The sequence below is a fragment of the Pseudomonas sp. FW306-02-D09B genome (genome assembly GCF_058782685.1).
In genome coordinates this window covers 197,121-216,923 of the sequence record NZ_JBYSXY010000009.1, presented here as the reverse complement: position 1 = coordinate 216,923, position 19,803 = coordinate 197,121, and the positions used below count along the sequence as shown (strand labels likewise).

17 protein-coding genes are annotated in these 19,803 nt (G+C 57.6%); 2 read left to right on the top strand and 15 right to left on the bottom strand.

Features of this window, described 5'->3' with window-relative positions:
* Positions 1–66 precede the first annotated feature (66 nt).
* The 3 genes from htpG to AC3WK5_RS17180 all read right to left on the bottom strand — a co-directional run bounded on the left by htpG (position 67) and on the right by AC3WK5_RS17180 (position 2,986).
* Positions 67–1,971 (bottom strand): molecular chaperone HtpG, encoded by a 1,905-nt coding sequence (gene htpG, locus AC3WK5_RS17190; RefSeq protein WP_054598153.1) that lies wholly within the window; start codon positions 1,969–1,971, stop codon positions 67–69.
* Positions 1,972–2,060: 89 nt separating this feature from the next.
* Positions 2,061–2,513, bottom strand: a complete 453-nt coding sequence (locus AC3WK5_RS17185; protein WP_054593415.1) for a PaaI family thioesterase — start codon at positions 2,511–2,513, stop codon at positions 2,061–2,063.
* On the bottom strand, positions 2,510–2,986 hold the full coding sequence (locus AC3WK5_RS17180) for a PaaI family thioesterase (protein WP_103319054.1): 477 nt from the start codon (positions 2,984–2,986) through the stop codon (positions 2,510–2,512). The genes AC3WK5_RS17185 and AC3WK5_RS17180 overlap by 4 nt, the downstream gene beginning before the upstream one ends.
* Positions 2,987–3,145: 159 nt before the next feature.
* On the opposite strand from AC3WK5_RS17180, the gene AC3WK5_RS17175 reads away from it, so the two are divergent.
* Positions 3,146–3,385: a hypothetical protein gene (locus AC3WK5_RS17175; RefSeq protein ID WP_103319052.1), complete on the top strand. Its 240-nt coding sequence runs from the start codon at positions 3,146–3,148 to the stop codon at positions 3,383–3,385.
* Between the two features lie 66 nt (positions 3,386–3,451).
* Here the strand turns inward: AC3WK5_RS17175 and AC3WK5_RS17170 are convergent, their stop codons facing one another.
* The 12 genes from AC3WK5_RS17170 to sdhC form a co-directional block, all read right to left on the bottom strand.
* On the bottom strand, positions 3,452–3,853 hold the full coding sequence (locus AC3WK5_RS17170; RefSeq protein WP_103319050.1) for an MAPEG family protein: 402 nt from the start codon (positions 3,851–3,853) through the stop codon (positions 3,452–3,454).
* Complete coding sequence (locus tag AC3WK5_RS17165; protein WP_103319047.1) at positions 3,853–4,590, bottom strand: DUF599 domain-containing protein; 738 nt, start codon at positions 4,588–4,590, stop codon at positions 3,853–3,855. The genes AC3WK5_RS17170 and AC3WK5_RS17165 overlap by 1 nt, the downstream gene beginning before the upstream one ends.
* Positions 4,591–4,825: 235 nt before the next feature.
* Entirely contained in the window at positions 4,826–6,139 is a 1,314-nt protein-coding gene (brnQ, locus tag AC3WK5_RS17160) for a branched-chain amino acid transport system II carrier protein (RefSeq protein ID WP_103319044.1), read from the bottom strand.
* A gap of 428 nt (positions 6,140–6,567) precedes the next feature.
* Positions 6,568–7,449 carry a succinate--CoA ligase subunit alpha gene (gene sucD / locus AC3WK5_RS17155; RefSeq protein ID WP_019692317.1) on the bottom strand — a complete coding sequence of 294 codons (882 nt, stop codon included), beginning with the start codon at positions 7,447–7,449 and terminating at the stop codon, positions 6,568–6,570.
* Positions 7,449–8,615: an ADP-forming succinate--CoA ligase subunit beta gene (gene sucC / locus AC3WK5_RS17150; RefSeq protein ID WP_007919879.1), complete on the bottom strand. Its 1,167-nt coding sequence runs from the start codon at positions 8,613–8,615 to the stop codon at positions 7,449–7,451. Before sucC ends, sucD begins: the two co-directional genes overlap by 1 nt.
* Before the next feature lie 196 nt (positions 8,616–8,811).
* Entirely contained in the window at positions 8,812–10,248 is a 1,437-nt protein-coding gene (lpdA, locus tag AC3WK5_RS17145) for a dihydrolipoyl dehydrogenase (protein WP_054593421.1), read from the bottom strand.
* A 111-nt stretch (positions 10,249–10,359) separates the two neighbouring features.
* Positions 10,360–11,577, bottom strand: a complete 1,218-nt coding sequence (gene odhB, locus AC3WK5_RS17140) for a 2-oxoglutarate dehydrogenase complex dihydrolipoyllysine-residue succinyltransferase (RefSeq protein WP_054593422.1) — start codon at positions 11,575–11,577, stop codon at positions 10,360–10,362.
* Positions 11,578–11,619: 42 nt separating this feature from the next.
* Positions 11,620–14,451, bottom strand: a complete 2,832-nt coding sequence (locus AC3WK5_RS17135) for a 2-oxoglutarate dehydrogenase E1 component (protein WP_054593423.1) — start codon at positions 14,449–14,451, stop codon at positions 11,620–11,622.
* A gap of 262 nt (positions 14,452–14,713) precedes the next feature.
* The gene (locus tag AC3WK5_RS17130) at positions 14,714–15,418 is read right to left on the bottom strand and encodes a succinate dehydrogenase iron-sulfur subunit (RefSeq protein ID WP_054593424.1); all 705 of its coding nucleotides are present in this window, start codon (positions 15,416–15,418) and stop codon (positions 14,714–14,716) included.
* An 11-nt stretch (positions 15,419–15,429) separates the two neighbouring features.
* Positions 15,430–17,205, bottom strand: coding sequence for a succinate dehydrogenase flavoprotein subunit (gene sdhA, locus AC3WK5_RS17125; RefSeq protein ID WP_054593425.1), 1,776 nt, complete (start codon positions 17,203–17,205; stop codon positions 15,430–15,432).
* 3 nt (positions 17,206–17,208) lie between these two features.
* Positions 17,209–17,577 (bottom strand): succinate dehydrogenase, hydrophobic membrane anchor protein, encoded by a 369-nt coding sequence (sdhD, locus tag AC3WK5_RS17120; RefSeq protein ID WP_019692323.1) that lies wholly within the window; start codon positions 17,575–17,577, stop codon positions 17,209–17,211.
* Positions 17,571–17,945, bottom strand: a complete 375-nt coding sequence (gene sdhC / locus AC3WK5_RS17115; RefSeq protein ID WP_081013689.1) for a succinate dehydrogenase, cytochrome b556 subunit — start codon at positions 17,943–17,945, stop codon at positions 17,571–17,573. Before sdhC ends, sdhD begins: the two co-directional genes overlap by 7 nt.
* A 363-nt stretch (positions 17,946–18,308) precedes the next feature.
* Here sdhC and gltA point away from each other — a divergent pair, with 363 nt between their 5' ends.
* On the top strand, positions 18,309–19,598 hold the full coding sequence (gene gltA / locus AC3WK5_RS17110; RefSeq protein WP_019692325.1) for a citrate synthase: 1,290 nt from the start codon (positions 18,309–18,311) through the stop codon (positions 19,596–19,598).
* Positions 19,599–19,803: the final 205 nt, after the last annotated feature.

Below are 19,803 nucleotides of genomic sequence, written 5' to 3'. Positions count from 1 at the left end.
GACTCACTCCCGTAAAGAAACGCCAGAATGAAAAAACCCGCCGAAGCGGGTTTTTCTACAACTCAGTTAAACCGACAGTTCAACCAGCAGCTTGTTCAGACGGCGCACATAAGCGGCCGGGTCTTTCAAGCTGTCGCCGGCAGCCAGGGCTGCCTGATCGAAGAGGATGTGCGACAGGTCGCCAAAACGCTCTTCGCTCTGCTCACCGTCGAGTTTTTCGATCAGCGGGTGAGCCGGGTTGAATTCGAAGATCGGCTTGGAATCCGGAACCTTCTGACCGCTGGCTTCGAGGATCTGACGCATTTGCAGGCCAAGGTCCTGCTCACCGATCGCCAGAATCGCCGGAGAATCGGTCAGACGGTGGGAAACCCGCACTTCGCTGACGGTTTCACCCAGCGCAGTCTTGATCCGCTCAACCAGGCCTTCCTTGCTCTTGGCGACTTCTTCTGCGGCTTTCTTGTCCTCTGCCGAGTCCAGGTTGCCCAGGTCCAGGTCACCGCGCGCCACGTCGACAAAGCTCTTGCCGTCGAAATCGCTGAGGTAGCTCATCAGCCACTCGTCGATACGGTCGGTCAGCAGCAGCACTTCGATGCCTTTCTTGCGGAAGACTTCCAGGTGCGGGCTGTTCTTGACCTGCGCATAAGTTTCACCGGTCAGGTAGTAGATCTTGTCCTGACCTTCCTTGGCACGAGCCAGATATTCGGTCAGCGAGACTACTTGCTCGCCCTCTTCACCCTGGGTGGAGGCGAAGCGCAGCAGGCCAGCGATTTTCTCTTTGTTGGCGAAATCTTCAGCCGGGCCTTCTTTCATGACCTGACCGAAGTTTTTCCAGAAGCCCTTGTATTGCTCAGGCTCGTTCTTCGCCAGTTTTTCCAGCATGTCCAGAACGCGCTTGGTCAGCGCCGACTTCATCGAATCGATGATCGGGTCTTTCTGCAGAATTTCACGCGAGACGTTCAGCGACAGGTCGTTAGAGTCGACCACGCCTTTGATGAAACGCAGGTACAGCGGCAGGAACGACTCAGCCTGGTCCATGACGAACACGCGCTGCACGTACAGCTTCAGGCCGCGTGGTGCTTCACGCTGATACAGGTCGAACGGAGCACGGGCCGGCACGTAAAGCAGCGAGTTGTACTCCAGCTTGCCTTCGACCTTGTTGTGGCTCCAGCTCAGCGGGTTCTCGAAATCGTGAGCGATGTGCTTGTAGAACTCCTGGTATTCCTCGTCTTTGACTTCGGTACGCGGACGGGTCCAAAGAGCACTGGCGCGGTTGACGGTTTCCCATTCAACGGCTGGTTTCTCTTCGCCTTCGGCGGCTGCCACTTCTTTCGGCAGCTCGATCGGCAAAGCGATGTGATCGGAGTACTTCTTGATGATGTTGCGCAGACGCCAGCCATCGGCGAACTCGTCTTCAGCGGACTTCAGATGCAGGACGATGCGAGTACCACGGTCTTCCTTGTCGATGGTGGCGACGTCGAATTCGCCTTCACCCTTGGACGACCAGTGCACGCCTTCGCTGGCAGCGAGACCGGCACGGCGGCTGTATACGTCAACTTTATCGGCAACAATGAATGCCGAGTAGAAACCCACGCCGAACTGGCCGATCAGGTGCGAGTCTTTCTTCTGATCGCCGGACAGGTGTTTCATGAAATCGGCAGTGCCGGATTTGGCGATGGTACCCAGGTGGGTCACGACATCGTCACGGCTCATGCCGATACCGTTGTCTTCGAGGGTGACAGTTTTCGCGTCCTTGTCGAAGCTCACGCGGATTTTCAGTTCGGCGCCACCTTCCAGCCACTCAGGCTTGGACAGGGCTTCGAAACGTAATTTGTCGACAGCGTCGGAGGCGTTGGAGATCAGTTCGCGAAGGAAAATTTCCTTGTTGGAATACAGCGAATGGATCATCAGGTGCAGCAGTTGCTTCACCTCGGTCTGGAAGCCCAGGGTTTCCTTTTGAGTTTCCACGCTCATGGTCATCAAACTCCGATTGGATGGCAGTGGCCGTACCCTGAAGGGGTGACGGCGGGATGTCATCAGAGTTGGGGGCTATGCCGAGGATTTCAAGGGCTTGGCGTTTCTTCAATCTTGAAATGCGCACGCGCCGTGGCAATCGGCTCGGTTTGAGTGCTCTGCCACGCGGTTATCGCAACGTTGGCGACCCGCCGCCCCTGACGGCACACCTGGCATTTGGCGTAGGTGTCACGAAACTGCCCGGCACGCAGATAATCGAGGGAGAAGTCGATGATCTTCGGCACACCGGGGGAACCGGTGAAGATCAGCAAATGCAGGGCCGCCGCCAGCTCCATGAACCCGGCAATCACCCCACCATGAATTGCTGGCAGCAAAGGGTTACCAATATTGTCCTTGTTCGCCGGCAAACGAAAAAGCAGCTCGTCACCCAATCGCGAGCACTCGACGCCGATCAGCTTGGCGTAGGGAATCATCTGCAGCAGCGAGGCGTAATCGCCACGCTCGTGGGCCTGCTGCAATTGTTCTTTGAAGTTATCAGTCATTTCGTCCCCCCACTGATGACGCCACCAAAACCTTTGGTGCCTTTGACACCTTTGCCCATGCGCATGAAGGTCCCGACCACGTGGGCGATCGGCTTTTGCGGATCATCCTGGTAAGCAAACCCGCGCGTGAAGATCACGTCAGTCGTCACCCGGTAGCACTGGGCAAAACCATGCACCTCTTTATGCGGCTCGGCCGGATGCATGTAGTCGATACGCAGATCCAGGGTCGGGCAAACCTCGAACTCCGGTAAAACACAAAGCGTTGCCATGCCGCACGCGGTATCCATCAGCGAGGTAATGGCACCGCCATGAATCACCCCGGTTTGCGGATTACCGACGATCTGCGGGCTGTACGGCAACGTAATCGTCAGCCCGTCATTACTTGCGCTGTGCACACGCAACCCGAGCACCTGACAATGCCTCAGCGCCGATAAAAACCGCGTCGCTCGCTCGAAAACGGGGTTGTCGATCATTCGATAAAGGCTCTTTTTAGTGGTGTTGCATAGCAGCATAGGGACTAAGAAAAAGTTCCCCCAAGATAAATCTTATATATCTGTAGGAAACATGGAACTTAACCCACGGTGGTGCGTTCGAAAGGGCAAGTAGATATTTTCCACCAGGAGAAACACCCCATGCGTAAGACTTTAGCTATTGCCTTGATGTTGACCGCTTCCCTCGGCATCGCTGCCTGCGGTAAAAAACCCGAGGACAAAGCTCAAGAAGCCACCCAAAAAATTGAACAAGCCCAGCAAAAAATTGGTGAAGCTCAGGATAAAGTGAACGACGCAGCGAAAGAAGCCGCTGATGCTGCCAAAGCTCAGGTAGATTCGAGCAAGACAGCTGCTGAACAAGCCGCACCTAAAACCAACTAATCGGTTTTAGAGCAGCAAAAATAAAGCCCGCCAAGTGCGGGCTTTATTGTGTTCGCCGCTAAAGCGTTAGAGCAACACCGTGCGAAAAGTCGGACTAACCATCAGCAGCAACGAACAGACAAAGCCGACAAACCACACCAGACTTCGTTGCCAGGCCAGGTCTGCCCAGTAGCACAACAAGTAGATGACCCGGGCAATCACAAAGATGATTGCCAACCCGTCAATCAGCCACCCCGCCGTTTGCGTGGTGCGCGCCATCAACACCCCGACCGCAAACAACAGGAAGGCCTCGAAACTGTTCTGATGCGCGGCCAGTGCGCGAGCGCCGAAGCCTGTGAGCTGTACTTGTTGCGCGCGCGGCAGGTGATTGTTGTAACCCCCCTGCTCTTTCATGGCCTTGGCCACCGGTATGCGGGCGATGAAAATCAGCAAGGCACTGATAAACACGCACCAGAACGGGATACTCATCAGGCTACCTCTTTGATCGCCTCAGGCAATGGCGCCTCTGTAGGGGTATAGACCATTACGTCGAGCACGTCGGAATGAAACTCCCGGCGATACAACACCAGCACCACGCCCGCGCTCATCAACATGAACAGCCACGGGCTGACGAACCAGGCGAGCATGGTCATGCCGAAGTAATAGGAACGCAGACCGAAGTTGAACTGGTTGGCCGCCATCGAGATCACCCGCGCGGCGCGCGAAGCGAAGGCCTTGCGTTCCTGCTCGGAAACGTGGCGCTCACCGATCATCGGCGCCGAGCCAATCAGGATCGCCGCGAAGTTGTATTGGCGCATGCACCAACTGAAGGTGAAGAAGGCGTAGACGAACACCAGCGCCAGGCACAGCAGCTTGATCTCCGACATGCCCTGGGAAGCCTGTTGAACCATCGGAATGTCCGCCAGTAACGACAGCGCCCGCTCGGAAGAGCCCAGCACCGTGAGAATACCGGCGAGGATGATCAAGGTGCTCGAGGCGAAGAACGAGGCGTTACGCTCCAGATTACCCACCACACTGGCGTCAGCGATGCGGTTGTCACGCAGCAGCATGCGGCGCATCCAGTCTTCGCGGTAAAGGTGCAGCACACTGGCCAGGCACGCGGTATCGCGGCCCTTCCAGATAGCGTAACGGGTGTAACCGCCCCAGCAGATGACAAACCAGAGCGCGGCAAGAATGTGGATCAGATTGGTGTGGATGAACGACATGCGTATCCCTGTGGTGTAAGTATGGACGACCGGAACCTGTGGGAGCGGGCTTGCTCGCGAAAGCGGACTTTCAGTCAACATCACTATTGAATGTTATGCCCCCTTCGCGAGCAAGCCCGCTCCCACATTTGATCTCCGTATGGCATTAATATCAGCCAATAAAAATGCCCCGTATCGATTGATACGGGGCATTTCTGTTGTTGCTCAAGGCCCGCTTGTGACGGGCCTTGAAGCGTTAAGCCAAAGCTTCGCTGCGCTTGCCCAGCAAACGGTCGCAGGCAAATGCAACCACCAGGGTAAAGACGCATGGCACCAGCCACGCCAGACCTTGTTCGGCCAGCGGCAAGTGTGCCAATTGAGTCGGCATCCAGTCCGCCAGACCAGCGCCCTTGAGCGCGTCGATCATGCCGAACAGGAACGACACCAGCATCACCGGGCCAACGATGCGACCTTGCTCCAGCCAGAAGTCCTTGCAGAAGCTCAGCGCCACCAAGACGATGCAAGGCGGGTAAATCGCGGTCAGTACCGGGATCGAGAACGCGATCAGCTTGGTCAGGCCCAGGTTGGACACCAGCAGCGAGAACGCTGCCAGGATGATCACCAGTGTCTTGTAGGACAGTGGCAACACACGACTGAAGTATTCGGCGCAAGCACAGGTCAGGCCGACTGCCGTCACCAGGCAGGCCAGGGAGATCAGCACTGCGAGGAAACCGCTGCCGAGGGATCCAAAGGTGTGTTGCACATAAGCGTGCAATACGGCTGCGCCGTTGGTAGCGCCGACGGCCACTTCATGGCTGCCCGAACCCAGGCGGAACAGACTCACGTACACCAGCGCCAGACCGACACCGGCAATCAACCCGGCGATGATCGCGTAACGCGTGATCAGGGCTGGAGACTCGACGCCGCGAGAACGAATGGCGTTGACGATCACGATGCCGAACACCAGTGCGCCGAGGGTATCCATGGTCAGGTAACCATTGATGAAACCCTGGGAGAACGGTGCCGCAACGTACTCAGGTGTGGCGGTGCCGATGTCACCCGCCGGCAAGGCGAATGCGGCGATGCCGAGCACGGCCAGTGCGATGATCTTCAGTGGCGCGAGGAAACGGCCAACGGTGTCCAGCAGACGACCCGGGTACAGCGAGATGAAGAACACCAACAGGAAGTAAACCGAGCTGTAGAGCAGCAGCGACAGCGGGCTTTCGCCGGTCAGCGGCGCCAGGCCCACTTCGAATGATACGGTCGCGGTCCGCGGGGTGGCGAACAGCGGGCCCACCGCGAGGTAGCACGCGGCGGCCAGCACACCACCGGCGATTTTGCCGATCGGGCTGCTCAAAGAGTCCATGGCACCACCGACCTTGGCCAGCGCGACAACGGTGATCACCGGCAGACCGACGGCGGTGATCAGAAAGCCCAGCGCCGCCATCCAGACATTAGGCCCGGACTGCAAACCGACGATAGGCGGGAAGATGATGTTGCCAGCCCCGACGAACAGGGCAAACGTCATGAAGCCGAGTGCCAGGATGTCCTGGCCTTTCAACACTTTCATTAAGGAAATACCACACTACTGAATCGGAATTTAGAGAGGGATTTCCCTTATGGGTGAGGGAAATGCTGTCGGTCCGTATAGGACTGACCCGTTTAGCGCGCAGCGTCCTTGTGGGCAGCAAACGCAAAATGGCGGCTAGCGTAACTAATTTGTCTGACAAACGCACTATTACAGGGCGAACTATCCGATACGCGACATACTCATGTCGTGTTTTTGCATCTAAATCTCCGTTTGCCGTCAGGACGCCATCGCGGGCAAGCCTTGCTCCTACAGATTTGGAGTTGGACGCAATATCTACGGACAACATGAATATGTAGGAGCAAGGCTTGCCCGCGATGAGGGCCTGTCTGGCAACACATACCCCCGGAAACGACAAAGGCCACCCGAAGGTGGCCTTTGTTTGGTGGAGCGTCAGCTAAGCGCGAGGCTTACTTGACAGCCCAGCCAGTCAGCTCGGCCAGGGCCTTGCCGATGTCTGCCAGCGAACGCACGGTTTTAACGCCTGCGTCTTGCAGAGCAGCGAATTTCTCGTCTGCAGTGCCTTTGCCGCCAGAGATGATTGCGCCAGCATGGCCCATGCGCTTGCCCGCAGGAGCAGTCACACCAGCGATGTAGGAAACAACCGGCTTGGTCACGTGTGCCTTGATGTAGGCAGCCGCTTCTTCTTCAGCCGAACCGCCGATCTCACCGATCATCACGATCGCTTCGGTCTTCGGGTCTTCCTGGAACAGCTTCAGGATGTCGATGAAGTTCGAACCCGGGATCGGGTCACCGCCGATGCCGACGCAAGTCGACTGACCGAAACCGGCGTCAGTAGTCTGCTTCACAGCTTCGTAGGTCAGGGTGCCGGAACGCGAAACGATACCGACCTTGCCTGGCAAGTGAATGTGACCTGGCATGATGCCGATCTTGCATTCGCCTGGAGTGATCACGCCTGGGCAGTTAGGGCCGATCAGGATCACGCCCAGCTCGTCGCACTTGACCTTGGCATCCAGCATGTCCAGGGTAGGAATGCCTTCAGTGATGCAAACGATCAGCTTGATGCCGCCGAATGCTGCTTCCAGGATCGAGTCCTTGCAGAAAGGAGCTGGAACGTAGATCACGCTGGCGGTGGCGCCAGTGGCTGCTACAGCGTCTTTCACAGTGTTGAACACTGGCAGACCCAGGTGCTCGGTGCCGCCTTTGCCTGGAGTTACGCCACCAACCATCTTGGTGCCGTATTCGATGGCTTGCTGGGTGTGGAAACTACCTTGCGAACCGGTAATACCCTGGCAGATAACTTTGGTGTCTTTATTGATCAGGACGCTCATTATTTGCCCTCCGCAGCTTTAACGACTTGTTGAGCAGCGTCGGTCAGGCTGGTAGCAGCGATGATGTTCAAACCGCTTTCTGCCAGTACTTTAGCGCCCAGCTCAGCGTTGTTGCCTTCAAGGCGAACAACAACCGGGATTTTCACGCCGACTTCTTTCACAGCGCCGATGATGCCTTCGGCAATCATGTCGCAGCGAACGATGCCGCCGAAGATGTTGACCAATACTGCAGCGACGTTAGTGTCGGACAGGATGATCTTGAACGCTTCGGTAACGCGTTCTTTGGTAGCACCGCCGCCCACGTCGAGGAAGTTGGCTGGTTTGCCGCCATGCAGGTTGACGATGTCCATGGTACCCATGGCCAGGCCAGCACCGTTGACCATGCAACCGATGTTGCCTTCCAGGGCTACGTAGTTCAGTTCGAACTTGGCAGCGTGCGCTTCGCGCGGATCGTCTTGCGACGGATCGTGGAAAGTCTTCAGCTTAGGCTGACGGTACATGGCGTTGGCGTCGATGTTGATCTTCGCGTCCAGGCAGTGCAGATCGCCGTCAGCCTTGATCACCAGCGGGTTCACTTCCAGCAGAGCCAGGTCGTGATCCTTGAACAGCTTGGCCAGACCTACGAAGATCTTGGCGAACTGAGCAACTTGCTTGCCTTCCAGACCCAGCTGGAATGCCAGCTCGCGACCCTGGAATGGCTGAGCGCCAACCAGTGGATCGATAGTGGCCTTGAGGATTTTCTCAGGGGTGTCGTGAGCGATTTTCTCGATGTCCACGCCACCTTCGGTGGAAGCCATGAACACGATGCGACGGCTCGAACGGTCAACGACAGCGCCCAGGTACAGCTCTTTAGCGATATCAGTGCACGATTCAACCAGGATCTTGGTGACTGGCTGACCATTGGCATCAGTCTGGTAAGTCACCAGACGCTTGCCCAACCACTGTTGAGCGAATGCTTTAGCGTCTTCTTTGCTGCGAACCAGCTTGACGCCGCCCGCTTTACCGCGACCACCGGCGTGAACCTGGGCTTTGACAACCCACTCGCTGCCGCCGATTTTGTCGCAAGCTTCTGCTGCTGCTTCCGGGGTGTCTACCGCGTAACCGGTCGATACTGGCAGGCCGTACTCAGCGAACAGCTGCTTACCCTGATACTCGTGAAGATTCATGCTTATTACCGTCTTCGTTAGGTACTGCGCATTCGGTGCTGCACTCATTCAAGTGCCGCACCACCTGTGACTGCTGCTTGCGTAGCCTTTCCGGATACCCGGTACAGCTACGCAAGGCTGCGTCCAGCGGATATTCCGCGGTGAGTCTTGCAGGCAAGGCTCACGACGGGCCATTCCGCCGTGGTTTCTTATTGTCTTAACGCTTCTTGCGGTTGGCGATGTGGATGGCGCCGCCATTCACTGCCAGAGCTGCTTCGTGCAAGGCTTCGGACAGGGTCGGATGGGAGAAAACCATCATGCCCAGGTCTTCGGCGCTAGTGCCGAATTCCATGCCGATTGCACCCTGCTGTACCAGTTCTGCTGCGCTCGGGCCAATCACGTGGACGCCCAATACGCGGTCAGTTTTGGCATCGGCGATAACTTTGACGAAACCACCGGTATCGTTGGCTGCCATGGCACGGCCAGAGGCTGCAAACGGGAAAGTGCCGACGTTAACTTCAACGCCTTCAGCTTTCAAGGCCTGCTCGGTTTTACCGACCCATGCAATTTCCGGGTGAGTATAAATAACCGAAGGGATCAGGTCATAGTTCATCTGGGCTTTGTGGCCCTTGATGCGCTCGACAACCATGATGCCCTCTTCCGAGGCCTTGTGTGCCAGCATCATGCCGCGAACCACGTCACCAATGGCGTAAACGCCCGGTACGGTGGTGGCGCAGTGATCGTCAACGTGCACGAAACCGCGCTCGTCGAGGGTCACGCCGCAATCGGCGGACAGCAGATCAGTGGTCACTGGACGGCGACCAACGGCTACGATCAGCTTGTCGAAAGTGATGTTCTGTTCGCCGTTGGCATCGGTGTAGTTCACAACGACTTCGTTGCCGTTCACTTTGGAACCGGTAACGCGAGCACCCAACTTGATGTCCAGACCCTGTTTGGTCAGGGTTTTCAGCGCTTCCTTGGAAACAGCAGCGTCAGCCGCCATCAGGAAGGTGTCCAGCGCTTCAAGAACGGTAACTTCTGCGCCCAGACGGGACCAGACCGAACCCAACTCCAGACCAATCACGCCAGCGCCGATTACGCCCAGACGCTTAGGTACGGACTGGAATTCCAGAGCGCCGGTCGAATCAACGATCACGTTCTGGTCAACCGGAGCCGGTGGAATGTCGATCGGACGCGAACCTGGAGCCAGGATCACGTTCTCGGCTTCGATGATTTCGACGCTGCCGTCAGGCTTGGTCAGTTCGACTTTCTTGCCGGCCAGCAGTTTGCCGTGGCCTTGCAGGGAGGTCACGCCATTGGCTTTGAACAGGGTGGCAACGCCAGAGGTCAGGCCTTTGACGATGTTGGCCTTGCGGCCGACCATTGCTGGCACGTCCATGGTCACGCCAGCGTGGTTGATGCCGTGGATCGCGAAGCCGTCTTGAGCTTCGTGAAACTTCCAGGAGCTGTCCAGCAGCGCCTTGGACGGAATGCAGCCGACGTTCAGGCAAGTACCGCCGAGGGCCAGTTTGCCCTCTTTGTCGGTGTATTTCTCGATGCAGGCAGTCGAAAGGCCAAGTTGCGCCGCTTTAATGGCAGCTACGTAGCCGCCAGGGCCCGCACCAATCACTACCACGTCGAATTTCTGAGTCATGTGTCATTCCTTCTCGAATCAAACCGGACGATCCCGTTCAGGGGACCGTCGTGGGACGAAGCTGGTCATTACAGATGGGCCGCTCATCGCTGAGCGGCCCGTGCAACGAAATCAGATATCCAGCAGCAGACGAGCCGGGTCTTCCAGCAGGTTCTTGATGGTAACCAGGAAGGTCACAGCTTCTTTGCCGTCGATCAAACGGTGATCGTAGGACAGAGCCAGGTACATCATCGGACGAATAACAACCTGACCGTTGATCGCCATCGGACGCTGCAGAATGTTGTGCATGCCCAGGATAGCCGCTTGTGGCGGGTTGACGATCGGGGTCGACATCATCGAGCCGAATGTACCACCGTTGGTGATGGTGAACGTGCCACCAGTCATTTCGTCGATGGTCAGCTTGCCGTCGCGAGCCTTCTTGCCGAAGTTGGCAATGCCGCCTTCGATTTCAGCCAGGCTCATCAGTTCGGCGTTACGCAGAACCGGCACCACCAGGCCACGGTCGCTGGACACGGCAACGCCGACGTCAGCATAGCCGTGGTACACGATGTCGCCACCGTCGATGGAAGCGTTGACAGCCGGGAAGCGTTTCAGCGCCTCGGTAGCCGCTTTCACGAAGAACGACATGAAGCCCAGGCGCACGCCATTGTGGGACTTCTCGAACAGGTCCTTGTACTTCGAACGCAGGGCCATGACTTCAGTCATGTCGACTTCGTTGAAAGTCGTCAGCATCGCCATGTTCGACTGGGCTTCAACCAGGCGCTTGGCCACGGTTGCACGCACGCGGGTCATCGGTACGCGCTTCTCGGTGCGGTCGCCAGCAGCGAACACAGGAGCAGCGGCAGCCGGGGCAGCGGCCTTGGCAGGTGCGGCAGCCGGAGCAGCGGCCTTGGCAGCAACGGCTGCAACCACGTCTTCCTTGGTCACACGACCGCCTTTGCCAGTACCGGCAACGGAAGCGATGTTGATGCCGTTTTCTTCAGCCAGCTTGCGAGCAGCCGGTGCAGCAACAGGATCATCTTCGCCAACAACGGACAAAGCAGCAGCCTGTGCAGGTGCAGCAGCGGCAGCCGGAGCGGCGGCAACAGCACCGCCCTCCCCGATGGAGCCCAGGACTTCGTCGGACAGAACGGTGTCGCCTTCGTTCTTGACGATAGCGCCCAGTACGCCATCAGCGGTAGCCAACACTTCCAGTACGACTTTATCGGTTTCGATGTCGACGATCAGTTCGTCGCGCTTGACCGCGTCGCCCGGTTTTTTGTGCCAGGTGGCAACGGTGCCATCGGCAACCGATTCCGGGAAAGTGGGGGCTTTGATCTCGATAGCCATTGTCTGTGGTTCCTTAAATTCGGTTTCAGGTGCGCGAAGGCGTTAAACAGTAAAGGCGTCTTGCAGCAGTTTTTCCTGCTGCTCGGCGTGCATCGATGCATAACCACATGCAGGTGCAGCAGAAGCGTCACGGCCCGCGTACTCGAGTACGAGAGACTTGTTGTGACCGCCAACGATGCGACGCATGTGATGCTGGCTGCAGTACCAGGCACCCTGGTTCATCGGCTCTTCCTGACACCAAACAACGTGTTTGAGGTTGGAATAAGGAGCCAGGACTTCAATCAAGTCGTCCTCAGGGAATGGGTACAGCTGCTCAAGACGCACGATGGCGATGTCGTCACGACCTTCGGCACGGCGTTTTTCCAGCAGGTCGTAGTAGACCTTGCCGCTACACAGCACGAGACGAGTGACCTTTTTCGGATCATGCGCATCGATTTCCGGAATAACGGTCTGGAACGAACCTTCGGCCAGATCTTCCAGGGTCGAGATGGCCAGCTTGTGACGCAACAGCGACTTCGGAGTCAGCACTACCAGTGGTTTGCGCAGAGGACGAATTACCTGGCGACGCAGCAAGTGGTAGATCTGGGCCGGCGTAGTCGGCATGCACACCTGAATGTTGTGCTCGGCGCACAGCTGCAGGTAACGCTCCAGACGAGCCGAAGAGTGCTCCGGACCCTGACCTTCATAACCGTGTGGCAGCAACATGGTCAGACCGCACAGACGGCCCCACTTGTGCTCACCGCTGGTGATGAACTGGTCGATAACCACTTGGGCACCGTTGGCGAAGTCGCCGAACTGGGCTTCCCAGATCACCAGCGCGTCAGGCGTGGTGGTGGAGTAGCCGTATTCGAACGCCAGTACGGCTTCTTCGGACAGGAACGAATCGTACAGGTCGAAACGTGGCTGGCCTTCGTACAGGTGTTGCAACGGGATATAGGTGCCCGCGTCTTTCTGGTTGTGCAATACCGCATGACGGTGCGAGAACGTACCGCGGCCGATATCCTGGCCGGTCATGCGAATCGGGTGACCTTCGAACGCCAGGGTCGCGTACGCCATGGTTTCGGCGTAACCCCAGTTGATCGGCAGGCCGCCGGCTTGCATTTTCTGACGGTCTTCGTAGATCTTCGCAACCTGGCGCTGAACCACGAAACCTTCCGGGATTTCCAGCAGCTTGGCGGACAGCTCTTGCAGGGTCTTCAGATCGAACGTGGTGTCGTGACGCGCAGTCCAGGCGTGGCCCAGGTACGGACGCCAGTCGACGAACAGCTCTTTGTTCGGCTCCTTGACCAGGCTTTTCACTACGTGCAGGCCGTTGTCCAGCGCGTTGCGGTATTCGTCGACTTTCGTCTGAACACGCGCTGCGTCAAGCACACCGCTCTGGGTCAGGCGATCGGCATACAGCTCACGCGTGGTGCGCTGCTTGGTGATCTGCTGATACATCAGAGGCTGGGTGCCGCTTGGCTCGTCCGCTTCGTTGTGACCGCGACGACGGTAGCAGACCAGGTCGATCACCACGTCACGCTTGAACTGCATGCGATAGTCGATGGCCAGCTGGGTCACGAACAATACGGCTTCCGGATCATCACCATTCACATGGAGGATCGGCGCCTGGATCATTTTCGCAACGTCGGTGGCGTACTCGGTGGAACGCGAGTCTTCCGGGTTGCTGATGGTGAAGCCAACCTGGTTGTTGATCACGATGTGAACCGTACCGCCAGTCCGGAAGCCGCGAGTCTGCGACATCTGGAAGGTTTCCATGACCACGCCTTGACCTGCGAATGCCGCGTCACCGTGGATGGAAATCGGCAGGACTTTCTCACCGGTCGGATCGTTACGACGATCCTGACGGGCACGCACCGAACCCTCGACCACTGGCGAAACGATTTCCAGGTGGGACGGGTTGAAGGCCATGGCCAGGTGGACTTCGCCGCCTGCGGTCATCACGTTGGAAGAGAAGCCCTGGTGGTATTTAACGTCACCGGAACCCAGCTCGACCTTCTTCTTGCCTTCGAACTCGTCGAACAGCTCGCGCGGGTTCTTGCCGAAGGTGTTGACCAGCACGTTCAGACGGCCACGGTGGGCCATGCCGATAACGATTTCCTTGGTGCCGTAGGAACCGGAGCGCTGGATCAGCTCGTCCAGCATCGGAATCAGGCTTTCGCCGCCTTCCAGGCCGAAACGCTTGGTGCCCGGGTATTTGGTACCCAGGTACTTTTCCAGACCTTCGCCTGCGGTGACGCGCTCGAGCAGGTGGCTCTTGATGTCGGCCGAATACACCGGACGACCACGCACGCCTTCCAGACGCTGCTGGAACCACTGGCGCTGCTCGGAATCGACGATGTGAGTAAATTCAGCGCCGATGGTGCGGCAATATGTCTGCTGCAACGCTTCGTGAATTTCGCGTAGGCTCGCTTCCTCTTTGCCGATGAACAGGTCGCCGGCACGGAAGGTCGTATCAAGATCGGCATTGGTCAAGCCGTAATGATTGATCGACAGGTCTGCAGGTGCAGGACGCTGCCACAGCCCCAGCGGGTCAAGCTGGGCTGCCTGGTGGCCACGCATACGGTAGGCCTGGATCAGTCGCAGTACTTCAACTTGCTTCTTCTCGTGCTCACTGCTCACGCTGCCGGCGGAAACCGGTTGGGCGCGGCGCTGGTTCTTTGCCAGCAGCACGAAATGATCGCGAATCGTCGAGTGCGATACATCGGTGGCAGCGTTGCCGTCAGCGGGCAACGTCTGAAATTTGGTGCGCCATTCTTCTGGCACAGCGTTAGGGTCGTGCAGGTAGAGCTCATAAAGCTCTTCCACATAGGCAGCGTTACCACCTGAAAGATAGCCGCTGTTCCACATGCGCTGCATCACGCTTTCTTGCATGCTTGGTCACCCTCGGTTAGGGGAACACCATCGGCGAAGACACCGAGCAAGCTTGCAGAAGTCCGAGTGCAGCGACCAAAACAAGCCACTTAGGATCACGCTGATAGTCCGGGTACCAGCCCGGATGCCCCTGCTTGTCTCATTTCTTCAAAATAAGAGCCGCAGCCTTGTGGGCTGCCACTCTGGTTATAGCCAAGACGCGGGTTGAAGCCCGCGCCTTAGCCTCTACGGGTACAGCAGTTCTACGGGTACAACAGCTGAATCACACGCCGCTTTGCAGCAGCATGTTACGTATGTGACCGATGGCCTTAGTCGGGTTCAGGCCTTTCGGACATACGTTGACGCAGTTCATGATCCCGCGGCAGCGGAATACGCTGAACGGGTCATCCAGCGAAGCCAGACGCTCGGAAGTCTTGGTGTCACGGCTGTCTGCCAGGAAGCGGTAGGCTTGCAGCAGAGCAGCTGGACCCAGGAACTTGTCCGGGTTCCACCAGAAGGACGGGCAAGAGGTCGAGCAGCAAGCGCACAGGATGCACTCGTACAGACCGTCGAGCTTTTCACGCTCTTCAGGAGTCTGCAGACGCTCGATGGCCGGAGCCGGCGTGTCGTTCTGCAGGAAAGGCTTAACCTTTTCGTATTGCTTGTAGAAGATGCTCATATCGACGACCAGGTCACGGATAACCGGCAAACCTGGCAGAGGACGAACGATCAACTTGTTACCTTTGACAACAGCAGACAGTGGCGTGACGCAGGCCAGACCGTTTTTGCCGTTGATGTTCATGCCGTCGGAACCGCAAACACCTTCACGGCAAGAGCGACGATAGGAGAAACCCTCGTCCTGCTCTTTGATCAGGGCCAGCACGTCCAGCACCATCAGGTCTTTACCACCGGTGTCGACCTTGAATTCCTGCATGAACGGCGCGGCGTCCTGATCAGGGTTGTAGCGATAAACACTGACTTGCAACATGGCGGCCACCCTTAATAAGTCCGAATCTTAGGTTCAAAAGTCGGAACAGTCTTCGGCGAGAAGTTCACGGCACGCTTGGTAACGCGCTTGTCACCCGGGAAGTACAGGGTGTGGCACAGCCAGTTTTCGTCGTCGCGATCTTCGTAGTCTTCACGGGCGTGAGCGCCGCGGGACTCTTTGCGGATTTCTGCTGCGATGGCAGTAGCCTCGGCCACTTCCAGCAGGTTTTGCAGCTCCAGCGCTTCGATACGAGCAGTGTTGAACGCCTGGCTCTTATCGTTGATCTTGACGTTGGCGATACGGCCACGCAGATCAGCCAGCTGAGCAATACCCTTCTGCATGTATTCGCCGGTACGGAATACACCGAAGTAGTTCTGCATGCAGCTTTGCAGCTCTTTACGCAGGGTAGCGACGTCTTCGCCTTCGGTACGCGAGTTCAGGCCATCAAGACGCGCCAGGGCTGCGTCGATGTCGGACTGGCGAGGGCGAGCGTAGTCGACGCCTTCTTTCAGGGTCTGCTCCAGGAACAGGCCGGCCGCACGGCCGAATACCACCAGGTCGAGCAGCGAGTTGCCGCCCAGACGGTTGGCACCGTGAACCGATACGCACGCCACTTCGCCTACCGCGAACAGGCCAGGAATGATCTGGTCCTTGCCGTCGGCGTCCTGAGTGATTGCCTGGCCATGAATGTTGGTGGCAACGCCGCCCATCATATAGTGGCAGGTTGGAACAACCGGGATCGGCGCTACGGCTGGATCGACGTGAGCGAAGGTCTTGGACAGTTCCATGATGCCTGGCAGACGGCTGTGCAGAACTTCTTCACCGAGGTGATCGAGTTTCAGCATCACGTGGTCGCCATCCGGGCCGCAACCGTTGCCGGCGATGATTTCTTTAACCATCGAGCGAGCAACCACGTCACGACCAGCGAGGTCTTTGGCGTTCGGAGCATAACGCTCCATGAAACGCTCGCCGTGCTTGTTGATCAGGTAACCGCCTTCACCGCGGCAACCTTCGGTAACCAGTACACCGGCGCCGGCGATGCCGGTCGGGTGGAACTGCCACATTTCGATGTCTTGTACCGGCACGCCAGCACGCAGAGCCATGCCGACGCCGTCACCGGTGTTGATCAGGGCGTTGGTGGTGGACGAGTAGATACGACCTGCACCGCCAGTCGCCAGAACGGTGGCGTTAGCGCGGACGTAGGAGGTTTCGCCGGTTTCGATGCAGATGACGATCATGCCGACAAAGGCACCGTCTTCGTTCTTCACCAGGTCGACGCCGTAGTATTCGTTGAGGAATACGGTGCCGGCCTTCAGGTTGGCCTGGTACAGGGTGTGCAGCAGAGCGTGACCGGTACGGTCGGCAGCAGCGCAGGTACGGGCAGCCTGGCCACCTTTACCGAAGTCTTTCGACTGACCGCCGAACGGACGCTGATAGATGCGACCCTGCTCGGTACGGGAGAACGGCAAGCCCATGTGCTCGAGCTCGAAGACCGCTTCCGGGCCTACGGAACACATGTATTCGATAGCGTCCTGGTCACCGATGTAGTCGGAACCCTTGACGGTATCGTACATGTGCCAGCGCCAGTCATCGTTTGGATCAGCGGACGCGATGGCGCAGGTGATGCCACCCTGGGCGGATACAGTGTGCGAACGAGTCGGGAAAACCTTGGTGACTACGGCAGTCTTGTGACCACCTTGTGCCAGCTGCAGCGCAGCGCGCATGCCGGCACCGCCGCCGCCAATGATGATGGCGTCGAACGAAAGCGTATTTACTGAGTTAGACATGAATCAGATACCCCAGAGAATCTGCACACCCCAGACGAAGTAAGCGAACATCGCAACGCCGCATACTGCCTGGAAAAGGAAACGTACTGCAGTCGCGGACTTGCCCAGCGCCATTGGCGTCAGGTAGTCGGTCGCGATGGTCCACATGCCGACCCAGGCGTGAGCGCCAAGGGCAACCAGGGCCAACAGACTGAAGATGCGCATCCAGTTGTTTGCGAACAGCAAGTGCCATTGGGCGTAGCCAAGGCCAGGGTGCGCAACAAGGTATCCGATCAGGAAAATGAAATAAGCCGCGAGAACGACCGCAGACACACGCTGTGCCATCCAGTCATAGAGGCCCGAACGCGATAGGTTCGTAACGCTGGTTACCATATCCAAACTCCCGCCAGAACGATCAACACCACGGAAATGGCGATGATAATTTTCGAGCCCAGTTTGCCGCCTTCCAGCGTCTCACCGATGCCCATGTCCATGATCAGATGGCGTACACCGGCCACCATGTGATACAGCAAGGCGGACAGCAGGCCCCATGCTACGAACTTGGCCAGCGGACTGGTCAAGCATGCCTTCACCTCGGCAAAACCTTCCTCGGAACCCAGGGATTTGCTCAATGCATACAGCATGATGCCAAGGCCCAGGAAGAGGATGATGCCGGAAACACGGTGAAGAAACGACGTAACGCCGGTGATGGGGAGTTTGATGGTCCTTAGGTCTAGGTTTACAGGTCGTTGGCTTTTCACGGCTTTTTTTTCACACTGAAGAGCCCCTAACAATCAGGGCAAAGTTGTTGGGGAGTGCACTGGTCAGGTAACCACCACCCAGGGATGCGACCCCCAATAAAGCAGGCCCAAAAGCCCCTGGCGGTCGGTGGCCGAGTATAGACAGTTAGGCTACTAATGACAACGCGTTCACCTTCCCCTAATAGCTCATTGCGCAAGCGGGATAAAAGGCGTAAACGGCAGGTAATTTCGAGGAAAAAGTCCGGTTAAAGCCTTCTGGAGCAAGACTTTAGGCAAATTGACATTCGAATTTATCTCACTATAGTGGTGCGGGCCCTGCGTGGGGGGTCTGTCTGATGATTTCAAGCATAAATAGGAGGCCACATGGCTGACAAAAAAGCGCAGTTGATCATCGAGGGCGCAGCCCCCGTCGAGCTGCCCATTTTAACCGGCACCGTTGGTCCCGATGTAATCGACGTTCGGGGCCTGACGGCCACGGGCCGTTTCACTTTTGACCCGGGTTTCATGTCGACCGCCTCTTGCGAGTCGAAGATTACCTATATCGACGGCGACAACGGCATTTTGTTGCACCGCGGCTACCCGATCGAGCAACTCGCCGAGAAGTCGGACTATCTGGAAACCTGCTACCTGCTGCTCAACGGCGAATTGCCGACTGCAGAACAGAAGGCCCAGTTCGTCAGCACCGTCAAGAACCACACCATGGTTCATGAGCAACTGAAGACCTTCTTCAACGGCTTCCGTCGCGACGCCCACCCGATGGCCGTCATGTGCGGTGTAGTCGGCGCCCTTTCGGCGTTCTACCACGACTCCCTGGACATCAATAACCCGCAGCATCGCGAAATCTCCGCGATCCGCCTGGTTGCCAAGATGCCAACCCTGGCAGCGATGGTTTACAAGTACTCCATGGGTCAACCCATGATGTACCCGCGCAACGACCTGTCGTATGCGGAAAACTTCCTGCACATGATGTTCAACACCCCGTGCGAGATCAAACCGATCAGCCCGGTACTCGCCAAGGCCATGGACCGGATCTTCATCCTCCACGCCGACCACGAGCAGAACGCATCGACCTCCACCGTACGCCTGGCCGGCTCGTCGGGTGCCAACCCGTTCGCCTGTATCGCTGCCGGTATCGCTGCACTCTGGGGCCCGGCTCACGGCGGCGCCAACGAAGCCGTGCTGACCATGCTCGACGAAATTGGCGATGTCTCGAACATCGACAAGTTCATCGCCAAGGCCAAGGACAAGAACGATCCGTTCAAACTGATGGGCTTCGGTCACCGGGTTTACAAAAACCGCGACCCACGCGCTACCGTCATGAAAAAGACCTGCGACGAAGTGCTCAAGGAACTGGGTATCCAGAACGATCCGCAACTCGAACTGGCCATGCGCCTGGAAGAGATCGCCCTGACCGACCCGTACTTCATCGAACGCTCGCTGTACCCGAACGTCGACTTCTACTCGGGGATCATCCTCAAGGCGATCGGCATTCCAACCAGCATGTTCACCGTGATCTTCGCCCTGGCGCGGACCGTTGGCTGGATCTCCCACTGGAAAGAAATGCTCTCCAGCCCGTACAAGATTGGCCGCCCGCGCCAGCTGTACACCGGCTACGAGTCGCGTGACATCACCCGGCTTGAAGACCGCAAGTAAGACCTGTCTTGCGATAACGTCTTAGCTGCACCGAAAACGGCCTCTGCCTCTGATACAAGAGCAGAGGCCGTTTTTGTTTGTGCCCTCATCTTCCCCTGATTATTACAGCGACCGGTCTACCGCTTTCGCGAGCAAGCCCGCTCCCACATTAGATCTCCTGCGTATGCAAACCCTGAAAATGTTCGAGATCAAGTGTGGGAGCGGG

What these genes read in the sequence shown, in the direction of transcription:
- htpG (WP_054598153.1), bottom strand. Translation starts at nt 1,971, where the DNA reads ATGAGCGTGGAAACTCAAAAGGAAACCCTGGGCTTCCAGACCGAGGTG.
- AC3WK5_RS17185 (WP_054593415.1), bottom strand. Translation starts at nt 2,513, where the DNA reads ATGACTGATAACTTCAAAGAACAATTGCAGCAGGCCCACGAGCGTGGC.
- AC3WK5_RS17180 (WP_103319054.1), bottom strand. Translation starts at nt 2,986, where the DNA reads ATGATCGACAACCCCGTTTTCGAGCGAGCGACGCGGTTTTTATCGGCG.
- AC3WK5_RS17175 (WP_103319052.1), top strand. Translation starts at nt 3,146, where the DNA reads ATGCGTAAGACTTTAGCTATTGCCTTGATGTTGACCGCTTCCCTCGGC.
- AC3WK5_RS17170 (WP_103319050.1), bottom strand. Translation starts at nt 3,853, where the DNA reads ATGAGTATCCCGTTCTGGTGCGTGTTTATCAGTGCCTTGCTGATTTTC.
- AC3WK5_RS17165 (WP_103319047.1), bottom strand. Translation starts at nt 4,590, where the DNA reads ATGTCGTTCATCCACACCAATCTGATCCACATTCTTGCCGCGCTCTGG.
- brnQ (WP_103319044.1), bottom strand. Translation starts at nt 6,139, where the DNA reads ATGAAAGTGTTGAAAGGCCAGGACATCCTGGCACTCGGCTTCATGACG.
- sucD (WP_019692317.1), bottom strand. Translation starts at nt 7,449, where the DNA reads ATGAGCGTCCTGATCAATAAAGACACCAAAGTTATCTGCCAGGGTATT.
- sucC (WP_007919879.1), bottom strand. Translation starts at nt 8,615, where the DNA reads ATGAATCTTCACGAGTATCAGGGTAAGCAGCTGTTCGCTGAGTACGGC.
- lpdA (WP_054593421.1), bottom strand. Translation starts at nt 10,248, where the DNA reads ATGACTCAGAAATTCGACGTGGTAGTGATTGGTGCGGGCCCTGGCGGC.
- odhB (WP_054593422.1), bottom strand. Translation starts at nt 11,577, where the DNA reads ATGGCTATCGAGATCAAAGCCCCCACTTTCCCGGAATCGGTTGCCGAT.
- AC3WK5_RS17135 (WP_054593423.1), bottom strand. Translation starts at nt 14,451, where the DNA reads ATGCAAGAAAGCGTGATGCAGCGCATGTGGAACAGCGGCTATCTTTCA.
- AC3WK5_RS17130 (WP_054593424.1), bottom strand. Translation starts at nt 15,418, where the DNA reads ATGTTGCAAGTCAGTGTTTATCGCTACAACCCTGATCAGGACGCCGCG.
- sdhA (WP_054593425.1), bottom strand. Translation starts at nt 17,205, where the DNA reads ATGTCTAACTCAGTAAATACGCTTTCGTTCGACGCCATCATCATTGGC.
- sdhD (WP_019692323.1), bottom strand. Translation starts at nt 17,577, where the DNA reads ATGGTAACCAGCGTTACGAACCTATCGCGTTCGGGCCTCTATGACTGG.
- gltA (WP_019692325.1), top strand. Translation starts at nt 18,309, where the DNA reads ATGGCTGACAAAAAAGCGCAGTTGATCATCGAGGGCGCAGCCCCCGTC.